The organism is Nodosilinea nodulosa PCC 7104 (assembly GCF_000309385.1).
GTDB lineage: Bacteria > Cyanobacteriota > Cyanobacteriia > Phormidesmidales > Phormidesmidaceae > Nodosilinea > Nodosilinea nodulosa.
In genome coordinates, this window is record NZ_JH976537.1 from 1,551,830 (window position 1) to 1,565,207 (window position 13,378).

General features: G+C 57.7%; 14 protein-coding genes and 1 tRNA gene. 13 read left to right on the plus strand and 2 right to left on the minus strand.

The window, feature by feature from the left end:
• Entirely contained in the window at nucleotides 1-1,368 is a 1,368-nt protein-coding gene (gene murA, locus LEPTO7104_RS0106945) for a UDP-N-acetylglucosamine 1-carboxyvinyltransferase (RefSeq protein WP_040695309.1), read from the minus strand.
• A gap of 194 nt (nucleotides 1,369-1,562) precedes the next feature.
• Between murA and LEPTO7104_RS0106950 the strand changes: the two genes are divergently transcribed.
• The 10 genes from LEPTO7104_RS0106950 (at nucleotide 1,563) to LEPTO7104_RS0106995 (ending at nucleotide 9,647) form a co-directional block, all read left to right on the plus strand.
• Nucleotides 1,563-1,646 (plus strand) — tRNA-Leu (locus tag LEPTO7104_RS0106950).
• Nucleotides 1,647-1,749: 103 nt separating this feature from the next.
• Nucleotides 1,750-2,541: a TrmH family RNA methyltransferase gene (locus tag LEPTO7104_RS0106955; RefSeq protein ID WP_017297833.1), complete on the plus strand. Its 792-nt coding sequence runs from the start codon at nucleotides 1,750-1,752 to the stop codon at nucleotides 2,539-2,541.
• A 238-nt stretch (nucleotides 2,542-2,779) separates the two neighbouring features.
• Nucleotides 2,780-4,216, plus strand: a complete 1,437-nt coding sequence (gene lpdA, locus LEPTO7104_RS0106960) for a dihydrolipoyl dehydrogenase (RefSeq protein ID WP_017297834.1) — start codon at nucleotides 2,780-2,782, stop codon at nucleotides 4,214-4,216.
• 147 nt (nucleotides 4,217-4,363) lie between these two features.
• A complete protein-coding gene (gene trpC / locus LEPTO7104_RS0106965) occupies nucleotides 4,364-5,257 on the plus strand; it encodes an indole-3-glycerol phosphate synthase TrpC (RefSeq protein ID WP_026072451.1) in 894 nt (297 codons plus the stop codon).
• A gap of 61 nt (nucleotides 5,258-5,318) precedes the next feature.
• On the plus strand, nucleotides 5,319-5,588 hold the full coding sequence (locus LEPTO7104_RS0106970) for a DUF5340 domain-containing protein (protein WP_017297836.1): 270 nt from the start codon (nucleotides 5,319-5,321) through the stop codon (nucleotides 5,586-5,588).
• Between the two features lie 177 nt (nucleotides 5,589-5,765).
• Complete coding sequence (locus LEPTO7104_RS0106975) at nucleotides 5,766-6,584, plus strand: transporter substrate-binding domain-containing protein (RefSeq protein WP_017297837.1); 819 nt, start codon at nucleotides 5,766-5,768, stop codon at nucleotides 6,582-6,584.
• 23 nt (nucleotides 6,585-6,607) lie between these two features.
• The gene (locus tag LEPTO7104_RS0106980) at nucleotides 6,608-7,267 is read left to right on the plus strand and encodes an amino acid ABC transporter permease (RefSeq protein ID WP_017297838.1); all 660 of its coding nucleotides are present in this window, start codon (nucleotides 6,608-6,610) and stop codon (nucleotides 7,265-7,267) included.
• Nucleotides 7,260-7,982 (plus strand): amino acid ABC transporter ATP-binding protein, encoded by a 723-nt coding sequence (locus LEPTO7104_RS0106985; RefSeq protein WP_026072452.1) that lies wholly within the window; start codon nucleotides 7,260-7,262, stop codon nucleotides 7,980-7,982. The genes LEPTO7104_RS0106980 and LEPTO7104_RS0106985 overlap by 8 nt, the downstream gene beginning before the upstream one ends.
• 72 nt (nucleotides 7,983-8,054) lie before the next feature.
• Nucleotides 8,055-8,933, plus strand: coding sequence for a dihydropteroate synthase (folP, locus tag LEPTO7104_RS0106990; RefSeq protein WP_017297840.1), 879 nt, complete (start codon nucleotides 8,055-8,057; stop codon nucleotides 8,931-8,933).
• A gap of 150 nt (nucleotides 8,934-9,083) precedes the next feature.
• On the plus strand, nucleotides 9,084-9,647 hold the full coding sequence (locus tag LEPTO7104_RS0106995) for a Uma2 family endonuclease (RefSeq protein ID WP_017297841.1): 564 nt from the start codon (nucleotides 9,084-9,086) through the stop codon (nucleotides 9,645-9,647).
• Nucleotides 9,648-9,719: 72 nt separating this feature from the next.
• Here LEPTO7104_RS0106995 and LEPTO7104_RS33055 read toward each other — a convergent pair whose 3' ends face one another.
• On the minus strand, nucleotides 9,720-9,932 hold the full coding sequence (locus LEPTO7104_RS33055; protein ID WP_017297842.1) for a hypothetical protein: 213 nt from the start codon (nucleotides 9,930-9,932) through the stop codon (nucleotides 9,720-9,722).
• A gap of 344 nt (nucleotides 9,933-10,276) precedes the next feature.
• Between LEPTO7104_RS33055 and LEPTO7104_RS0107005 the strand changes: the two genes are divergently transcribed.
• From LEPTO7104_RS0107005 to LEPTO7104_RS0107015, 3 genes are all read left to right on the plus strand, one after another.
• Nucleotides 10,277-12,541, plus strand: coding sequence for an NACHT domain-containing protein (locus LEPTO7104_RS0107005; protein WP_225886941.1), 2,265 nt, complete (start codon nucleotides 10,277-10,279; stop codon nucleotides 12,539-12,541).
• A gap of 76 nt (nucleotides 12,542-12,617) precedes the next feature.
• Nucleotides 12,618-12,935, plus strand: a complete 318-nt coding sequence (locus LEPTO7104_RS0107010) for a DUF433 domain-containing protein (protein ID WP_017297844.1) — start codon at nucleotides 12,618-12,620, stop codon at nucleotides 12,933-12,935.
• Nucleotides 12,932-13,279 (plus strand): DUF5615 family PIN-like protein, encoded by a 348-nt coding sequence (locus tag LEPTO7104_RS0107015; RefSeq protein ID WP_017297845.1) that lies wholly within the window; start codon nucleotides 12,932-12,934, stop codon nucleotides 13,277-13,279. Before LEPTO7104_RS0107010 ends, LEPTO7104_RS0107015 begins: the two co-directional genes overlap by 4 nt.
• Nucleotides 13,280-13,378: the final 99 nt, after the last annotated feature.

The following is a 13,378-nucleotide window of genomic DNA, read 5'->3' on the forward strand; positions in this document are numbered from 1 at the left end:
CTAAACCGGCACCGGAGCGCCGTCGTGGTAGCGGCGCAGGTTAGCGCCCAGGAGCCGCAGCTTGCCCTCCAGGTCGTCGTAGCCGCGATCGAGGTGGTGCAGGCCCTGAATCGTAGTGGTGCCTTTAGCGGCAAGCCCCGCCAGCACCAGCGCCGCCGAGGCCCGCAGGTCCGTGGCCAGCACCGGCGCGCCGGAGAGCTGGTGCACGCCTTTAATGATGGCGCAGTTGCCGTTCAGGCGAATGTCGGCCCCCATGCGGTTGAGTTCGGCCACGTGGCGGAGGCGATTTTCAAACACCGTTTCGGTGATCAGGCTGCTGCCTTCGCAAACCGCCATCAGCGCCATAAACTGGGCCTGCATGTCAGTAGGGAAACCTGGAAATGGCCCCGTTTGAATGTCGGTGGGCGAAATTCTATGGGAGGGCACATATCGCACCCGACTGGGGCCATCGACCACCACCTGGCCACCGATTTCGTGGAGCTTGGCGATCACCGCCGTCAAATGTTCAGGAATAATGGGCGCGATGCTGATTTCGGAGCGGGTCATGGCTCCGGCCACCAAAAACGTGCCCGCCTCAATGCGGTCTGGAATAATGCCGTAGTCGGTGCTGTGCAGGCTGGGCACGCCAACAATCGTAATGGTGTTGGTGCCCGCCCCGCGAATACGCGCTCCCATGGCCCGGCAGAAGTTGGCCAAGTCAGCAACTTCAGGCTCCTGGGCAGCATTTTCAATAATGGTTTCGCCGTCGGCCAGGGTGGCCGCCATCATCAGCGTTTCGGTGGCTCCCACGCTGGGGTAGTCGAGGTAGATTTTGGCCCCCTTCAGCCGCCCCCCGCTGCCCGGCACGTAGGCATGAACGGTGCCGTGCTCGATGTGCACGTCGGCCCCCATGGCCTGGAGCCCGCGCACATGCAGCTCAACCGGGCGCGCCCCAATGGCGCAGCCGCCGGGCAGTGGGATCCGCGCCACCCCCATGCGGGCCAGCAGTGGACCAATTACAAAGAAACTGGCCCGCAGCCGACTGACCACGTCGTAGGGAGCCTTGGTGTGGGCAATGGTGCTGGCATCGACGGTGAGGGCATCGCCTTCGCGCTTGAGCTTGACCCCCAGGGCGGTCAGCACCTCACCCATGCGCGCGATATCCATCAGGTTGGGGATATTGCGAATGCGGCAGGGCTGGGAGCAGAGCAGGGTGCCGGCCATCACTACCAGAGCGGAGTTCTTCGCTCCACTGATGGTGACCTGGCCCGCTAGGGAAGCACCGCCAGTGATCTCAAGCACAGCACCATCCGCCTCGGCAGCGGTCACAGGGTTGGGCAAACCAATGGATGTAACGATGGCGGTGTCCTCCACAACTGATAACTCCACTTTTTGCCAAATTTTCGTCTAGATTCTACCCGAAACCATCGTTTTCGCCACAGCAATCTAGATTCATTTGCCAAACTTGGCCACATCAGGATAGCCGATTCATCCAGAATTACGAAATCTTTTTTCATACGCTTGACTCTGGTGCAGTCTCAGGGCATGATTACAAATCGCGGCGCTAATAACGCGCCCGGCCAGCGGAACTGGCGGAATTGGTAGACGCGCTAGGTTCAGGTCCTAGTGTTAGCAATAACATCCGGGTTCAAGTCCCGGGTTCCGCATTCTCAATCAAAAAGCCCCAAAAGCCTAAGGGAAGCCCCAAAAGGTTTCATGCAAAGGCCGGACAGGTGGTACAGCGTAGGGAACAGTCAGGGGGAATGGCCCATGCTCACGAGCCTGCAAAATCCCCTGGTGAAGTCGATTCGGAAGCTGCACCAGGCTAAGGGGCGGCGATCGCAGGGCCAATTCCTCCTGGAGGGCACTCACCTGATTCAGGAAGCCCTCGCCACCGCCTACCCCCTCCAGACTGTCTGCTATACCCCCGAGTGGCAGCAGCAGCATCCCCATTTAGCCACGGCCCTCGATCAGCACGCCGAGCGAGTCGAGCAGGTCTCTGGGCCAGTGCTCGAAGGCATGGCCACTACCCAGCATCCCGATGGGGTAGTGGCGGTGGCTCCACATATTCCCCAGGCTCCCCAGGCCTCCCTTCGGGGCGTTGGGCTAGCGATCGAAACCCTGCAAGACCCCGGCAACCTGGGCACCGTCATCCGTACAGCGGTGGCCGCCGGAGCCGAGGGCCTGTGGCTCAGCGCTGACAGCGTTGCCCCCGACCATCCCAGGGTGCTGCGGGCCTCGGCGGGGCAGTGGTTTCGGCTGCCCCTAGCGGTTGTGGACGATCTGGGTTCGCGACTGGCCGATTGGGCCAGGGCAGGGGTGCAGCTAGTGGCCACCAGCTCCCACGCTGCGGTGGACTACTGGGCCGTAGACTTTACGCAGCCGACCGTCATCGTGCTGGGCAACGAGGGGGCCGGGCTGTCTGAAGCCCTCCTGCGCCAGTCTACGGTGCAGGTGCGCATTCCGATGGCGGAAACCGTGGAGTCGTTGAACGTGGGGATTTCGGCGGCGCTGCTGCTCTATGAGGCGCAGCGACAGCGGCGGGCAGCAATCCAAGATTAGGAGTTGTCTGATTGCTCCCGGTGGTCAAGAATGAAAGAAAACTTTATTCGCCCTGGGGCCAATGCGAGTTGCGAATTGAGTCCATGATTTTATTCGGGCGGCGCATGTCTGGGCGATGACTGTTTCAGCGACGAACGTTTCAGCGATCAATGTTTTGGCTCAGGTGAGATCACTATCCCCTCCGCCGATCTAGCCTGGAATTAACTCTGTTTTTGGATCACCTGTTCAGGAGCCTGCTGTGAGCGACGCATTTGATTACGACCTGCTGATTATTGGCGCTGGGGTAGGAGGCCACGGGGCTGCCCTGCACGCGGTGAAGCGGGGGCTAAAGACCGCCATCGTAGAGGCGGATGTGATGGGGGGCACCTGCGTCAACCGGGGCTGCATTCCCTCTAAGGCGCTGCTGGCCGCTTCGGGCCGGGTGCGCGAGCTGCGCAACGACCACCACCTCAAGTCATTGGGGATTTCGGTAGGCTCGGTGAGCTACGATCGCGAAGCCATTGCCAACCACGCCAAAACCCTGGTCAGCAAAATTCAGGGCGATATGACCAACAGCCTGACCCGGCTCGGGGTCGATATCATTAAGGGCTGGGGGCGGCTGGCCGGGGAGCAAAAGGTGGCGATCGCCACGCCCGACGGCGAAAAAATTGTTACCGCCCAGGACATTATTCTGTCCACTGGCTCGATTCCCTTTGTGCCCCCCGGCATTGAAACCGACGGCAAAACCGTCTTCACCAGCGACGAAGCCCTCAAGCTCGACTGGCTGCCCGACTGGGTGGCGATCATTGGCAGCGGCTACATCGGCCTGGAGTTTTCCGACGTGTACACCGCCCTGGGCTGCGAGGTCACCATCATCGAAGCGCTGGATCAGCTGATGCCCACCTTCGACCCCGACATCGCCAAGATTGCCCAGCGGGTGCTGATTGCCCCTCGCGACATTGAGACCCGCGCCGGAGTGATTGCCCAGAAGATCACCCCCGGTTCCCCCGTGGTGATCGAGCTGGCCGATCGCGAAACCCGAGAAGTGGTCGAGACCCTGGAGGTGGACGCCTGCCTGGTGGCCACGGGCCGCATTCCCGCCACCAAAGATCTGGGGTTTGAAAAGGTTGGCGTTGAGACCGATCGGCGGGGCTTTATCCCGGTGGATGACCACCTACAGGTGTTGCGCAACGGCGAGCCGGTGCCCCACCTGTGGGCGATCGGCGATGCCACCGGCAAAATGATGCTGGCCCACGCGGCCTCAGCCCAGGGCATTCTCACCGTCGAGACCATCTGCGGCGACCCTCGCACCATCAACTACATGAGCATTCCGGCGGCGGCCTTTACCCACCCGGAGGTGAGCTTTGTGGGCCTGACCGAACCCGCCGCCAAAGCCAAGGCCGAGGCCGAGGGGTTTGCCATCGACACCGTGCGCACCTACTTCAAGGGCAACTCCAAGGCCCTGGCCGAGGGCGAGTCCGACGGGCTAGCCAAGGTGATCTACCGCAAAGACACCGGGGAAATTCTGGGGGCGCACATTATCGGCCTGCACGCGGCGGATCTGATTCAGGAGGCGGCCAATGCGATCGCCAATGGCCAGACCGTCACCGACCTGTCGTTCTGCGTCCACACCCACCCCACCCTCTCGGAAGTGCTCGACGAAGCCTTTAAGCGCGCCGTCGTCGTCCCCGCCTGATGGCACGGCCCACCTCACGCTGGGGAGAAGATGGGGGCTGTCGGTTTTTGCGATCGCCACAAGGCTCCCATTCCCAGCCGTTGACCAGCCCAGAAATGGTGGGCCTTGCCCACCCTACGCCCCGTCGAGATTCAAATGCCAAAATCGATGAAAATTCGCCGCCGCCCTCCCAACCCCGCCGTTGCGGTTAAACACTTGCAATACCAAATCAAAGCCGACGATGCCGAACCCAGGCATATTTTAGAGAAAATCGTTTGGCACAAAGAAGCCGAGGTAGCCCAGCTGCGGGAGCGCCTGCCCCTGGCCGATCTCCAGCGGCAGATTCTAGACGCCCCGCCGCCCCGCGACTTTGTGGCGGCCCTGCGCGATGGCCGCACAGTGCCGGCGCTGATTGCCGAGGTCAAAAAGGCCTCCCCCAGCAAAGGGGTGATGCGGCCCGACTTTGACCCGGTGGCGATCGCCCAAACCTACGCCGCCCACGGGGCCACCTGCCTCTCGGTACTCACCGACAAAGCCTTTTTTCAGGGCGACTTTGAGTACCTGGCCCAAATTCGCCAGGCGGTAGACCTGCCCCTGCTGTGCAAAGAGTTCATTATCTACCCGTACCAAATGTACCTGGCTCGCCTGAAAGGGGCCGACGCGGTGCTGCTGATTGCGGCCATTCTCACCGACCAGGATCTGACCTACTTTGTGCAGATTGCCAAGGCGCTGGGCATGGCGGTGCTGGTCGAAGTGCATACCCTAGAGGAGCTAGACCGGGTGCTGGCAGTGCCCGGCCTGGCGCTGATCGGCATTAACAACCGCAATCTGGAGACCTTCACCACTCGGCTAGAGACTACGGCTGAGCTAATTGAGGCGCGGCGCGATCGCCTGACCGCCAGTGGAGCCTTAGTCGTCAGCGAATCGGGCATTCATACCCCAGCGGACCTGCGGGCTGTAACCACCGCCGGGGTAGCGGCGGTACTGGTGGGCGAGTCGCTCATTCGTCAACCCGATCCAGGGCTGGCCATCGACAAACTTTACGAAAAAAACACTGCCTAGATACTGAAGTCTTCAGGCACTTCCTGGTTTAATCAACAGATCGCACCTCTGGGGCACCGCAATGGCAAATCTGGGCAAACCGCTCCCGCTACCCTCCCATATCCACTACGAGCTGCTGCTGCGGCTGCTCGAGCAGCAGACCATGGCGGTGGCCTACCAAAACCCCCAGATTCGGGGACAGGTGCAGGAGCTGATTATTGCCCTCCGCAAGGCCCTGTCGCAGCAGCGCCAGCTCGAAGAGACCTGCAAACAGGCCAAAATCGACGTGGAATACCAGTGGTCAACGAACCAGCTAGGCGATCGCTTTTTGCCTGAGGATGTCGCTCCCTAGGGGCAAGAAGTAGACAAACGGTAGCTCTCACTACTTCCCAAGATATTTTTTCTCTGCAAGCTATATCCAGCTCCGGCTGGCATAGCCTATCGGATACTAGCCAAAGAGCACGCCCTCGCTTTAAAGTATGGCTTCGGGTAGGGCAACCGCTGCCCCAGTGATTTGTGAGGAAAGACCATGAAACGCCGCCGGTTTCTAGCATCCACCGCCGCTGTCGCTCTGCTCACCGTGGGGCTGACCTCAGCCTGCGGAGGCGGTCAATCGGCCGGAGATAGCGAAGCCGCCGGAGATAGTGAAGCCGCCGGGAAAGGCACCCTAACCATGGCCACCTCCGCCGACTACCCCCCCTACGAGTCGGTCGATACCACCAGCGGCAGCGAGGAAATCGTGGGCTTCGACGTGGATATTGCTCGCCACATTGCCAAAGAGCTGGGCTACGAGCTAGAGATCACCAACATGGATTTCAACGGGCTAATTCCAGCCCTCCAGGCCGACCGAGCCGACTTTGTGATGGCGGGCATGACCCCCACCGAAGAGCGCAAGCAGAACGTCGATTTTTCTGACATTTACTACGACGCCAAGCAAACCATTGTCTTCCCCAAAAGTAACGCCATTACCGGGCCGGACGATTTGGGCGGCAAAACCGTGGGCGTGCAGTTGGGCTCCATTCAAGAAGGGCTGGCCAAAGACCTGGCCGAAAAGACCCCCGGCATGAAGCTCTCTCCGCTCAACCGGATCAACGAAATCGTGCAGGAACTCAAGTCGGGCCGCATTGATGCCGCCATCATTGAAGACACCGTAGCCAAGGGCTTTTTGGCCAACAACCCGGAGCTAACCTCGGTAGAAATCCCGGAAGAAGGCCCGGTGGGGTCTGCGGTAGCGTTCCCCAAGGATTCGGAGTTGACCAGCGAGTTTAACCGGGTGCTGGGCGAAATGGAGTCGAGCGGCATGATGGAAGAGCTAATTAACAAGTGGTTTGGCGACGGGGCTAAGTAGTCAACGCCCATGCACCTAGCCCTATGAACCTAGACTTTGGCCAAATTATTCCGTCCTTGCCCTTCATCTTGAACGGCATTGTCGTCACCCTTAAGTTCACCCTGCTGTCGGCCCTGTTTGGGTTTACCCTGGGCACGCTGCTGTCGCTGCTGAAGATTTCCAGCATTAAGCCGCTGCGCTGGTTTGCGGAGTTTTACACGTCGATTTTTCGCGGTACGCCGCTGATTTTGCAGCTGGCCCTGGTGTACTTTGCCACCCCACAGCTAATTGGCTACAAGATTTCTCCCATTGAGGCGGGGGTACTTACCTTTGCCCTCAACTCGGCGGCCTACAGCTCGGAGACCATTCGGGCGGGCATTATGGCGGTGGACAAGGGCCAGCGGGAAGCCTCAATGTCGCTGGGGGTGCCCTATCGACCGATGATGCTCGACATCATTTTGCCCCAGGCGTTTAAGAACATTCTGCCCGCCCTGGTCAACGAGAGCATTGCGCTTCTGAAAGATTCGGCCTTGGTGTCTACCATTGGGGTGCTAGACCTGATGCGGCGAGCCCAGGTGGTAGCGGGGCAGACCTTTCTCTACTTTGAGCCGCTGATAATAGTGGGTGTGATCTACTACGTCATGGTCATGGGGCTGACCCAGGCCGCCCAAGTCCTAGAGCGGAGGATGCGCCGCAGTGATTAGAATCGAGCATTTGGTCAAATCCTTCGGGCCGCTGGAGGTTTTAAAGGATATTTCGACGGAGGTGGGCAGCGGCGAGGTGGTGGCGATTATTGGCCCCTCGGGGTCGGGCAAGTCGACCCTGCTGCGCTGCATTAACCTGCTGGAGATTCCCACCGCCGGGCATATCTTTGTCGATGGCGTCGATATTACCTCGTCCAAGTGCGACATTCTCAAGGTGCGCCAGAACGTAGGCATGGTGTTTCAGCATTTCAACCTGTTTCCCCACAAGACGGTGATGGGCAACCTCACCTATGCGCCCATGAAGGTGCGGGGCCTCTCTAAGGCCGACGCCAGCGAAATTGCGCTGGATTTGCTGACCAAGGTGGGGCTATCGGAGAAAGCCGACCAGTACCCGTCGCGGCTGTCGGGGGGGCAAAAGCAGCGGGTGGCGATCGCCCGCGCCCTGGCCATGCAGCCCGACGTGATGTTGTTTGATGAGCCAACCAGCGCCCTCGACCCGGAAATGGTAAAAGAGGTGCTCGACGTAATGAAGGGCCTGGTTAAAACCGGCATCACCATGGCGATCGTCACCCACGAGATGGGCTTTGCGCGGGAGGTGGCCGATCGCGTGCTGTTTCTCGACGGCGGCTACCTGGTGGAAGACGCCCCACCGGACGTATTTTTTAGCGCCCCCAAGAGCGATCGCGCCCAGCAGTTCTTAGAAAAGGTGCTGTAAGTCCCTGGGGGATAGCACGACGGTGGGGCAATTCGTTTAAGCTAGGCAGATATTCTAGCTTTGCCAATACCTATGTCTGTGCTGACGGTACCCGCTCCGTGGAAAATTCGCGATCGCACCTTTAGCTGGGGCAGCCGCACCTACCTGATGGGGGTGCTGAACGTGACCCCCGACAGCTTTAGCGACGGAGGCCGGTTCAGCTCGGTGGATCAGGCCCTGGCCCAGGCGCGCCACCTGGTGCACCACGGCACCGACATTCTCGACATTGGCGGCCAGTCCACCCGACCTGGGGCGGTGGGCATCTCCCGCGAAGAGGAGCTCCGCCGGGTGATTCCGGTGATTGAGGCCATCCGCAGGGATGACGACGACACCCTGGCCCAGGCGGTTATTTCGGTCGATACCACCCGATCGTCGGTGGCGCGGGCGGCGGTGCGGGCGGGGGCCGACATTATCAACGACATCTCGGCGGGCACCTACGACAAGGCCATGCTCTCGACGGTGGCCGACCTGGGCGTGCCGATTGTGATCATGCACCTGCGGGGCACGCCTGCCACCATGCAGCAATGCACCGACTATCAAGATTTAATTGGTGAAATCTACGAGTTTTTGCAGCACCAGATTGAAGACGCGATCGCCGTGGGCGTTAAACCCAGCAAAATTGCCGTCGACCCCGGCCTGGGCTTTGCCAAAACCTATGCCCAAAACCTGGAGCTGCTGCGCAAGCTGAGTCAATTTCGAGAGCTGGGCAGCCCGCTGCTGATTGGTCCCTCCCGCAAGAGCTTCATCGGCCACATTCTCGATCAGCCCGACCCCCGGCAGCGCGTCTGGGGTACGGCGGCGGCCTGCTGTGCCGCGATCGCAGGGGGTGCCGATATTTTGCGCGTCCACGACGGGGCGGAGATGTATGACGTGTGCCGGGTGGCGGATGCGGTGTGGCGGGGGGATGGGTGAGCGGGGGGATGGGTGGATGCGTGGATGCGTGGATGCGTGATGGGTGGTGGGGTGATGGGGTGGTGGCGAAGCCTGCCTGGAGGGCTTAGGGGTGGTGCGGTAGTGGGGTGCGGTTAGAATTGAATTGAGGCAGAAACGAAGGGTTGTTGCATGGTACAAACTCCTACCAAACCCCTGACATTGGCAGAGTTTTTGGCCCTACCAGAAACCACCCCTGCCAGCGAATATGTTGACGGAGCCATTGTTCAGAAGCCGGTGCCCCAAGGAGAGCACAGCACATTACAGGGCGATTTAGTTACTGCCTTGAATGCAGTTCTCAAACCACCAAAGGTGGGGCGCGCTTACCCAGAATTACGCTGTACCTTTGGCGGACGCTCTGTTGTGCCAGATGTATCTCTGTTTCGTTGGGATCGAATTCCTCGACGGGCCGATGGTCGAGTTGAAAATGCATTCAACATTGCCCCGGATTGGATCATCGAGATTCTTTCTCCCCAGCAGAGCCAAACCAAAGTGATTCGCAACATTTTCCACGGGCTTGACCACGGCACTGCCATGGGTTGGCTAGTGGACCCAGAGGAGTCCTTCATCTTTGTCTACGGAGCCGATAAATCGGTGCAGGGGTTTGAGGCCGCAGAGGTGGTACTGCCGGTGCCTGCCTTTGCCGAAGCCGTACAGCTCCAGGTCGGTGAAATCTTTTCCTGGTTGCAGGCTTAGTCGTAGCCCCAGGCTTTGCCTCCAGCCGACATCCAGACCCACGACCATGGGAAGCACGTGGACAGGCAGAGTTTAATCGTGGGGTTTGTTGGTACTGAGCAGGCCAAGGAGGGTGGTGGTGCCGGTGGTCCAGAGGGCGATCGCGCTATTGAGCACTTTGGTTTGAGCTTCGGTAAGGGTGGGCTGGCTGGCCAGGTGCAGCGCTGCTCCGCCAGAGCCGAGGGTGAGCGATAGAACGGTGGCGAAAATTAGGTTGAAGGTGGGCGGGGTTTTGGTGGCTTTCATAGTGAACTCCGTTGCTGTATTGGATGAGTTCATCTTCTTTGGAATGCCGCGAAAGTTCAGTCCCCGCAAGGGTTTCAGTCGGTATGACTTGGGTGTGAGTTGAGGATGAGTTGCGTTACCCTGGGTAAAACCGTGGTCAAGCGAGATAAAACGGCATGGCAGGGCGATCGCTCACTGCAACCCCAAACGGCATTCAGCAGATCAACCGGGCGCTGACTGGACGGGGCTGGAGCCGAGATGACCTGGCGAAGAATTGCGACTGTAGTCGTCAGCCCGCCGTTAAATTTTGCTCCGGCCAAGCCGTTAGCAACAAGCTATTTATCAGCTTTTGCAAGACTCTAGATTTGGATTGGGAAGACGTCACTGGGTTTCAATCCGTCCCTCCTGTGCCCGCTGGGACTGTAAAACCCAAAACAGATATTGATGCCCTAGTGCAGACCGTCCGCGCTCAAGTTCATGCTGATATCCAAGAGCGTTGCGGAAAAATGCGAGTGCTGGATATGGAACAGCCCATTGGCCTGGGCGATATCTACACCAGCGTCAACATTCTCGAAAAGCTCTCCGGTAGGCGACGGTTGGGCCTAGATGAACTGCTGCAAGACTGCGACCTAGAAAACTTTGACCGCTTTTTGCTGGGCCAGGTGCGCCATGAGCGAGTCCCTGGATTGGAAGCTGTGGAGCGTCACAACCAACTAATGATTTTGGGCAAGCCAGGGGCAGGCAAAACCACCTTTATGAAGCGGCTGGCTATTCTGTGTAACCAGGGCGAATTTCAGCCCCAGCGGGTGCCGGTATTTGTAACACTGAAGGACTACGCCGAGGCTGAAGGAAAACCAAATCTGCAAACCTACATTCAACACCAGTGGAAAGCCTGCGGTGTAGAATCGGCGGATACACTCTCGACAGTATTGGGCAATGGCAAAGCCCTGGTGCTGCTGGATGGCCTAGATGAGGTCTACGAAACCGACCACGACCGAGTGCTGCAAGACATTAAAACCTTTGCCCACCAGTTTAGAAACTGCCAGTGCGTCATCACTTGCCGCATCGCGGCGAGGGAATACATCTTTGAGCGATTTACCGAGGTGGAGGTAGCCGACTTTGACCTAGAGCAAATTGCCGAGTTTTCCACCAAATGGTTTGCCGCTAAAAATGACTCCAAAAAGGCTAAAACCTTTATTCAGAGGCTAAAAGACAACAAGCCGATTCAAGAACTGGCGACTAACCCGCTGCTGCTGACGCTGCTGTGTCTGGTATTTGGCGAGGCGGCAGATTTTCCTGCTAACCGGGCCGAACTCTACAGAGAAGGGCTAGATGTGCTGCTGAAAAAGTGGGACGGTAAACGTAACATCGAGCGCGACCAGGTTTACAAAAAACTCTCTCTCAAACGCAAGGAAGACTTGCTAAGTCAACTGGCTTTCACCACCTTTGAACGGGGCGATTATTTTGTCAAGCAAGCCACCGTAGAGCAACACATCATCCAATATATTCGCAATTTGACTGGTTCTAGTGATGATGAGGAAGTCCTGCAAATGGATGGTGAAGCGGTGCTGAAATCGATTGAAGCCCAACACGGCCTATTGGTAGAACGGGCTAGGGGCATTTACTCCTTTTCACATCTTACCTTTCAGGAATACTTTACTGCCCACTATATTATAAGTCCCACGCCGACGTTAAACCAAGCCCTACAAAATCTGGCCACCCACATAAATGAGAAACGCTACCGCGAAATCTTTTTCCTCACGGCGGGGATGTTAGCCGAAGCTGACATACTGTTGTTTTTGATTAAACGGCAAATTGATCTGCTTATGACTAATGTTTCTATGGAAAAATGCAAGCTACAGGAAGCGTTGACAAGGATTCAAGAGACAGTAAGCACAGTGGACGCCACTTATAAGCCCGCCTCTATTCGGGCATTCTATTTCGCCCTTGCCTTCGACTGCGGCTTTGACCTCGACTACTCCCTCAACCTCGCCCGCGAACTCGACTACTCCCTTGCCCAAGGTCTTGACTACTCCCTCAGCCCGAATCGTAATACAAAGCTTCGCTATGGCTTTGCCCATGACTTTAACCGAGAAGGACTAAGCCGCGACCTTGACCAGGCGCTTCACTTCATTCTGCATTATAATCACCGCGCGCCTGCTTTCGATCTCGATATTAACGACGATCGCAACTTGGAGATTGCCTGTGACCTTGTTTTTCAGTTTGGTTGCGCCATTAGTGAGCAGATGGCAAGCACGACAAGTCCCGCGTTGAGAGCTAAATTGAGAGCGCTAAAAAACAATTTGCCCAATATACCCAATATATATGATCAAAATGATTCCGTTCAGAAAGCCTTTAAGCGTTGGTGGATAGCAAACGGGGATACATGGCCAAATCGGTTACAGGCAGTAATGAATCAACATTACAACATTGGTCGCGACTGGCGGTTTCACTCAACTGAAAAAGAAAAGCTGCGACAGTACTACAATGCCAACAAACTTTTAGTCGAATGCCTCAACAGCGATTGCTACGTCACCAAAGCCACCCGGCAATACATCGAAGACACCCTGCTGCTGCCTCTCAGCGAAATCGAAAAATATCCAGTCCCCGACGCAATAGCAAATTTATAGCGGCAAAGACCTCGGAGTTTTTGAAAAACTCCGAGGTCTGGCAACCTTTCAGAATAACTTCAACGCTCCCTAACCCATGCCCCTAACCACCACCGACTACAAGCACATCGTCCTCAACGATCGCCAGGTGCCCGTCATCGAAGGTAGCACCATGAAGGTGATTGAAATTGCCATGGCCCAGCGCGCCCACGGGTGGACGCCTGAAGAAATTCACATCAACCATCGCCATCTGACCATGGGCCAAATTCACAGCGCCCTCTCCTATTACTGGGATCATCAGTCGGAGCTAGAAGCGGCTATGGATGCCGAACTGCGGGAAATAGCAGCCTTGCGGCAGGCTGCGGGTGAGTCTCCCTTTGTGGCCCGGCTCAAAGCTCAAAACCTACTCCCATGAGCCTTGGCCTGTACATGGATGAAAACGTCCACGGCGCCATCACCAGCGGGTTGCGTCTCAGAGCAGTGGATGTCTTAACCGTTCAGGAAGATAGCCGCTCCGGTATTGATGACGATCTGGTGTTGAGCCGGGCCACAGAACTGGGGCGCATTGTTTTCTCTCAAGATCGAGACCTTCTGGTTGAAGCCCAGCGATGTCAAATCGAGGGCATTCCTTTCCCTGGAGTAGTCTACGGGCATCAGCTCATGGTTCGCATTGGCGACTGCATTCGAGACCTAGAGATGATCGCTAAATTGGGACAACCAGAGGAATTTGAGAATCAAGTCCAGTTTCTACCGCTGTAGCCGGTCATTGATGCGCTAGTAGGGTTTGGATACATTATCAGCAGAGGGCTGAGAGGAGTCTAGCGACCCATGCTGAGGTATCTGGGCGCTTCACAAGTC

What these genes read in the sequence shown, in the direction of transcription:
- LEPTO7104_RS33055 (WP_017297842.1), bottom strand. Translation starts at nt 9,932, where the DNA reads ATGAAAGCCACCAAAACCCCGCCCACCTTCAACCTAATTTTCGCCACC.
- LEPTO7104_RS0107010 (WP_017297844.1), top strand. Translation starts at nt 12,618, where the DNA reads ATGCCCCTAACCACCACCGACTACAAGCACATCGTCCTCAACGATCGC.
- trpC (WP_026072451.1), top strand. Translation starts at nt 4,364, where the DNA reads ATGAAAATTCGCCGCCGCCCTCCCAACCCCGCCGTTGCGGTTAAACAC.
- LEPTO7104_RS0107015 (WP_017297845.1), top strand. Translation starts at nt 12,932, where the DNA reads ATGAGCCTTGGCCTGTACATGGATGAAAACGTCCACGGCGCCATCACC.
- LEPTO7104_RS0106975 (WP_017297837.1), top strand. Translation starts at nt 5,766, where the DNA reads ATGAAACGCCGCCGGTTTCTAGCATCCACCGCCGCTGTCGCTCTGCTC.
- LEPTO7104_RS0106995 (WP_017297841.1), top strand. Translation starts at nt 9,084, where the DNA reads ATGGTACAAACTCCTACCAAACCCCTGACATTGGCAGAGTTTTTGGCC.
- LEPTO7104_RS0106980 (WP_017297838.1), top strand. Translation starts at nt 6,608, where the DNA reads ATGAACCTAGACTTTGGCCAAATTATTCCGTCCTTGCCCTTCATCTTG.
- folP (WP_017297840.1), top strand. Translation starts at nt 8,055, where the DNA reads ATGTCTGTGCTGACGGTACCCGCTCCGTGGAAAATTCGCGATCGCACC.
- LEPTO7104_RS0106955 (WP_017297833.1), top strand. Translation starts at nt 1,750, where the DNA reads ATGCTCACGAGCCTGCAAAATCCCCTGGTGAAGTCGATTCGGAAGCTG.
- LEPTO7104_RS0106970 (WP_017297836.1), top strand. Translation starts at nt 5,319, where the DNA reads ATGGCAAATCTGGGCAAACCGCTCCCGCTACCCTCCCATATCCACTAC.